Source organism: Xanthovirga aplysinae, from assembly GCF_009711365.1.
Taxonomy (GTDB): domain Bacteria; phylum Bacteroidota; class Bacteroidia; order Cytophagales; family Cyclobacteriaceae; genus Xanthovirga; species Xanthovirga aplysinae.
In genome coordinates, this window is the sequence record NZ_SMMB01000959.1 from 1 (window position 1) to 5,828 (window position 5,828).

Consider the following 5,828-nt stretch of genomic DNA (forward strand, 5'->3'; position numbering starts at 1 on the left):
AGCACTATTCCTTCTTTTTCTCCTCCTTTCCATTCCTACATTATGGGCCCAACAAAGGAAGTCCATAAAACATGGAGTGTTAAGGGTAAAATTCACCCCTGAAATGGAAGAGCGAATGGCAAAAAGAAAAGTGCAAAGATCCACTAAAGGGTTTGTCATTAGCGGTCGGGCTAGGATAGATAGTTTAAATGCTCGTTATAAAAACAGAAAAATGAAGCGTGTTTTTCCTTATTCGGAAAAATTCGAAAAAAAACACAAAAAATACGGGCTTCATTTATGGTATGAATTAGAAATCGACAGTACCGTTAATAGCCTTGAGGTCGCCTCACAATATATGGAAAGTGAGGAAGTCCAGTGGGCTGAGCCAGAATACCTGAAAACAAGAAGTGTACTACCCTTTAAAATTGATTTTTCCTCAGGAAAAGAAGTAGGAGAAATAGACGCTACAAATGAGAATCCGCCATTCAATGATCCAAGACTTTTTGAACAATGGAATTATTACAACACAGCCCAAATTCCTAGAAGTATCGAGGGAGCTGATATTAATTTATTTAAAGCTTGGGAGATGCAGACAGGCTCTCCAGAGGTTATTGTACAAATAATGGATGGTGGAATAGACATTACCCATCCCGATTTAATTGACAACCTATGGGTGAATGAAGATGGATTTTCTGGCTACAATTTTTACGAGAATTCCCCCAATATTACTCCTGATGACCATGGAACCCATGTGGCAGGTACTATTGCGGCTGTTAATCATAATGAAATAGGTGTAGCTGGAGTAGCCGGAGGCAGTGGAAGAAATGGCGATGGAGTACGCTTAATGTCTACCCAAATTTTTGAAGGTAACAATACTGCCAATCTCACAGGGTTCCAGAGTGCGTATGTTTATGCGGCCGATAATGGAGCCGTGATTTCCCAAAACAGCTGGAATTATTTAAATCCAGGCGAATATGAACAAGTGGTTTTAGATGCTATTGATTACTTTATTAATGAAGCGGGAGATTACCCTGGAAGCCCAATGAAAGGAGGAATTGTTATCTGTTCTGCAGGTAATGACGATAGCAACCTTCCTTCTTACCCCGCTTACTATGACCGTGTAATTGCAGTAGGTGGGATAGCCCCAGATTACACCAAGGGCTGGTATTCCAATTATGGAGATTGGGTGGATTTGATGGCACCTGGCGGTGAGACTAGTGGTGGTGACCAAGCCCGAGGGATACTAAGTACCATTTCAAGAGGAGAATACGCCTGGATGCAAGGAACATCCATGGCAGCACCACATGTTTCAGGAATTGCAGCTCTATTGGTGTCTGAATTTGGTGGTCCTGATTTTACTGCTGAAGATTTGAAAGCTATCCTTTTAAGCTCTGCTCACAACATCGATTCTTTTAACCCTGAATTTAGAGGACAATTAGGGCATGGTCTGATAGATGCCTGGGCTGCTTTGAATAATTACAGCCCACCCCAATTTGTTACTACCCCTTCTGCTGATCAAATGATTGGTAAAGAAGGCCTGCCCCTCGAACTTTTCTTTAAAGCAGAGGTAGAAGGTATTGAAGATAACAGAATACGGTATAGTCTAGAGGAAACCAATGACTATTATTCTTTAAATGTTGACAACGATAATCTTCTCACCCTGAAATTCACACCGCCTGTTGGACACTTAGGAACTTATAATTTTACTTTAAAAGCCACTGCAACTAATGGTTTGTCAACAAAATATAGATTTGAGATTGAAATACTTCAAAACCTACCGGGTTTTGAGGTTTCTGAATTAGCACGAATTTTCCCCAATCCCAATAATGGAAAATTTACTTTGGAATGGCATGAAGAAATACAAGGAGATATAGCAATAAAAGTAAGAAATCATATGGGCAATGTGATAGAGGATCTCTCAACTACTCCTATTTCCAACAGAAAAGCTATAAACCTGGACCTTTACCAATTACCGGCAGGAATTTACCTTTTAGAAATTACCACCGAAGACAAACAATTTGCGATAAAGCGAATGGTAAAGATTTAAAAAATGTAAATAAAGCATTTAAATAAGTATTATTAGCAAAGATGTATATCTTCCTCCATTTCAACTGATAGAGGAGGTAATCAAATAATGTATTTTACTAACTTTTAGAGGAAGAAGAGCTTTTACACTTTTACAAATATATTCTCAGAGAAGGCTTTCTTATCTTTTCTTTACTTTATTGCTAAAAGATAATGTTAGTTTATTTTTCAAAAAGCATTAAAACATGGAAACAACATTAGTAACTGGTGCCACCGGTTTAATTGGCTACAATATTGTGGACACTCTTATAAAGCGTGGACGAAAAGTGAGGGTATTACTACGATCCATTGAGAAAGGTAAATTACTATTACCAAATGAATGCGAGTTTGTTCAAGGTGATATTACCGATAAAGCTTCACTAGAAAAAGCGGTCAAGGGTTGTTCCGTGATTTATCATAGCGCAGGTTTTCCTGAACAATGGATGCGTGATCCTAATATATTCCAGGAGGTCAATGTTCAGGGAACCAAAAATATAGCAGAGATAGCACTTCAAGAAAAGGTTAAAAGCTTTATTTACACCAGTACCATAGATGTATTCCAAGGAGAAAGCCTTAAAGAATATGATGAATCTATTATTGACCCAGAACCTAAGGGAACCTATTATGAAAGGTCAAAACAGCAAGCTGACCAAATTGTAGTGGAAGTCATGAAAAAAGGGCTGCCAGCCATTTTTATTCACCCATCAGCTGTCTATGGTCCAGGTCCTGCTTCCTTAACTTCTCCTGGTATTAACCATATGATACAGGATCTATGCAGAGGCAAACTCCCTGCATTATTACCGGGAGGATTTCCTGTAGTTTATGCCCCTGATGTAGGTTTGGGGCATGTTCTAGCCGAAGAGAAGGCCGCAATTGGAGAACGTTACATTTTAAGCGAATCCTATCAAACACTTGAAGAAGTTGCTCAAACTACCCTTGGCCATTACGACAATAGGAAAAGAACACCCATGGTAGTCCCTTTAGCTGCAGCGAAATGTGTATCCTTTTTGGGTGAAAAATTGGCTACTCTCACCAATAGACCTCCTTTGATCCCAAAGGGGCAGCTTCATTTTCTACAATGGAACGCCTACCCCCAAAGTAAAAAAGCCCAACAAGAACTAGACTGGTCTCCTTTACCCTTTAAAGAAGGAATTAAAAATACGATTGATTTCCTAAAAGAAATGAACCAAAACTAGAAAGTAAAAAAACGAAACAAATTTCAAATTCTGGGTTAAAAAAAGAAAGGGGAGCACAAACCTCCCCTTTAGTCTCAATGATATTGTTTATATATTTCTTTATCATTAGCGATCTTCCCCCTATACATCCAGTGAACCATAAAAGAGTAGGCTAAAATTAATATAATACCAATGATCCACCATTTTAGCCCCACTCCAAGACCATAATCTGAGGCAGAAACGTTGTAGATTGTTAAATCAGGATTTATACTGTTTGTACTTGGCAAAAGGGATGGAAAAATACCTGCGAGGGCAGAGGTAAACATTCCAGCAATAAAGATACTGGAACAAAGAAAGGCTGCTAATTCCTTTTCAGCACGTTGAAAAATAACATTCAAAAGAAGTGCAATGATTCCAATAAGGGGAAGAAGCAACAAAAACTTATTTTCCAGGAAATTGGAATAAATATCTGGCTTTACCAGATGCACAAAATAAAAAGACAGTAACATCATCAAAAAAACAATCACTGTAATCTTTCTAATAAATCTTTTAATTTTTGTTTTAAATTGACCTTCTATTTTAAGTATGACCCAATTCCCTCCGTGGATCATCAGTGTAAAAACAGTAATCAATCCAATAAACAAGCTGAACCAATCAATGACCCCTGGGTTTTCCGGATTTACAAAGTCTGTCCATAAAGGAGCGAAGAAAAAATTACTTTCATACAAGGATACCCCATTTTCTACCCCTCCAAGATTGACTCCTCTTAGGACATTCCCAAAAGCAATTCCAAAGATCAAGGCTAGTAATAGGCTGGATAACCCGAATAATTTATCCCATAATGCCTTCCATAAAGAGTTATCCACTTGATTTCTCAGTTCCAGACTTATCCCTCTTCCCATAATTAGCCAAAGCACCATCATTAAAGGGAGGTAAAACCCGCTAAAAAAGGCCGCATACAATTTAGGGAAAGCCATGAATAACAACCCTCCAGAAGCCACCAACCAAACTTCATTCCCGTCCCAAAAAGGACCAATACTTCTTTTTATGAGCATGCTTTCCTGCTCTTCCTTTGCCAAGAATAAATCCAACATTCCTGCACCGAAATCAAAGCCGTCAAGGATAGCATACATCACAAACATAAATGCTAAAATACAAAGCCAAACAATTTCCATAGGATATAAATTTTAGGCTAAATAAATCATTTTTTAAGAGGGTCAGGGCCCTGATTGATTACCCTTCCTACTAAAAACAGAAATAATACCCCCAGCAAAAAGTATAGGCCCACAAAACCCATAAAGGTAAAGAGAACATTTCCAGCCGATACGGTAGGAGAAACACCTTCAGCAGTACGTAATAATTTGTAAACTAGCCAGGGTTGTCTGCCTAGTTCAGCTGTCATCCAGCCAGCAGTATTAGCTATATATGGAAAAGGAATAAGGGCCATCAAAAGCCATAACATCCATCTCTTTTCAAAAAGTTGTTTGCGATAAAGTAAAAACAAACCTATTAAAGATATTACTATGAAAAGTGTACCTAGCCCCACCATGATATGAAATGCATAATAAAGTAAAGGAATATTGGTAGGAATTTCATCTTGAGGATAGGCATCAAGACCTTTCACTTCAGCGTCAAAACGCATATAGGTCATTAAACTCAGCAACTGAGGAATATAAATCGGGTTGTCTATTCGTTTTTGCTCCATATTGGGCTGGCCAATTAAAATAATGCCAGGTCCTTTTTCGGTATGAAACAACCCTTCCATGGCCGCCAAAGTAGCTGGCTGCATTCTTGCCACATTTTTTGCCTGTTGGTCTCCTGTTGGAAAAGCCACCAGCACCGAAGAAACAAATGCTGCAATTAAACCTACCTTTAAAAATAACTTCCCAAATGTTTGGTGTTTCTTGGATAATAAGTAAAAAGCTCCGACTCCTGCCATCACAAAGGAAGAAGTAACTACCGCAGCAATCATATTGTGCAAATATTCCCAAGGAAGCCATGGGTTGGAAAAAAGAGCCGAAAAACTAGTCAACGTAAATTTACCAGTTTCGTCAATAATGTGCCCAACAGGATGCTGCATCCAGGCATGGGTGACAATAATAAAAAAGCCACTGAGCCAAGAACCCACAAAAACAAAGAAACATGCCAACCAATGAACTTTAGGAGACATCTTTTTTTCTCCAAAAAGCATGATCCCAATAAAAGCACTCTCCAGAAAGAAGGAAAAGGTACCCTCCATAGCTAAGGTTTGACCCACAATACTTCCTGTCAATTCTGAAAATTTTGCCCAATTCGTGCCAAACTGGAATTCCATGGGAATGCCCGTTACCACTCCCATCACAAAATTAATAGCAAAAATCTTTATCCAGAATCTAGCCGCCGAGTGGTATCTCTCATCATTTTTCCGTATGGCAATTGACTTGAGTATCACTATTAAAAGGGCCAGCCCCATAGTTAATTGGGGAAATAAATAATGAAAGGAAATTGTGAATGCAAATTGCAAGCGGTCGTATAGAATTGCATCACCCATTTTTCTAAGGCTTTAAAGTCCCAACAGCCTTCTTTCCTTAGGCTGTTATAAAAAATCAACTAGGCACTAGGAAGATATCA

4 protein-coding genes are annotated in these 5,828 nt (G+C 38.6%); 2 read left to right on the top strand and 2 right to left on the bottom strand.

Translation table 11 applies throughout. The features are described from left to right. A partial coding sequence (locus tag E1171_RS09005) for a S8 family peptidase (protein WP_155205677.1) occupies positions 1-2,026 on the top strand: 2,026 nt, incomplete at its 5' end. 223 nt (positions 2,027-2,249) lie between these two features. Further along, positions 2,250-3,239, top strand: a complete 990-nt coding sequence (locus E1171_RS09010; protein WP_155205678.1) for an SDR family NAD(P)-dependent oxidoreductase — start codon at positions 2,250-2,252, stop codon at positions 3,237-3,239. 74 nt (positions 3,240-3,313) lie between these two features. Here the strand turns inward: E1171_RS09010 and cydB are convergent, their stop codons facing one another. Together cydB and E1171_RS09020 are read right to left on the bottom strand one after the other, a co-directional pair. Next, positions 3,314-4,393: a cytochrome d ubiquinol oxidase subunit II gene (gene cydB, locus E1171_RS09015; RefSeq protein ID WP_155205679.1), complete on the bottom strand. Its 1,080-nt coding sequence runs from the start codon at positions 4,391-4,393 to the stop codon at positions 3,314-3,316. A gap of 26 nt (positions 4,394-4,419) precedes the next feature. Continuing rightward, positions 4,420-5,748, bottom strand: coding sequence for a cytochrome ubiquinol oxidase subunit I (locus E1171_RS09020; RefSeq protein ID WP_155205680.1), 1,329 nt, complete (start codon positions 5,746-5,748; stop codon positions 4,420-4,422). Between the last annotated feature and the right edge of the window lie 80 nt (positions 5,749-5,828).

Bases quoted from the DNA above. Each gene is read 5' to 3' on its own strand.
- E1171_RS09010 (WP_155205678.1), top strand. From the start codon at position 2,250: ATGGAAACAACATTAGTAACTGGTGCCACCGGTTTAATTGGCTACAAT.
- cydB (WP_155205679.1), bottom strand. From the start codon at position 4,393: ATGGAAATTGTTTGGCTTTGTATTTTAGCATTTATGTTTGTGATGTAT.
- E1171_RS09020 (WP_155205680.1), bottom strand. From the start codon at position 5,748: ATGGGTGATGCAATTCTATACGACCGCTTGCAATTTGCATTCACAATT.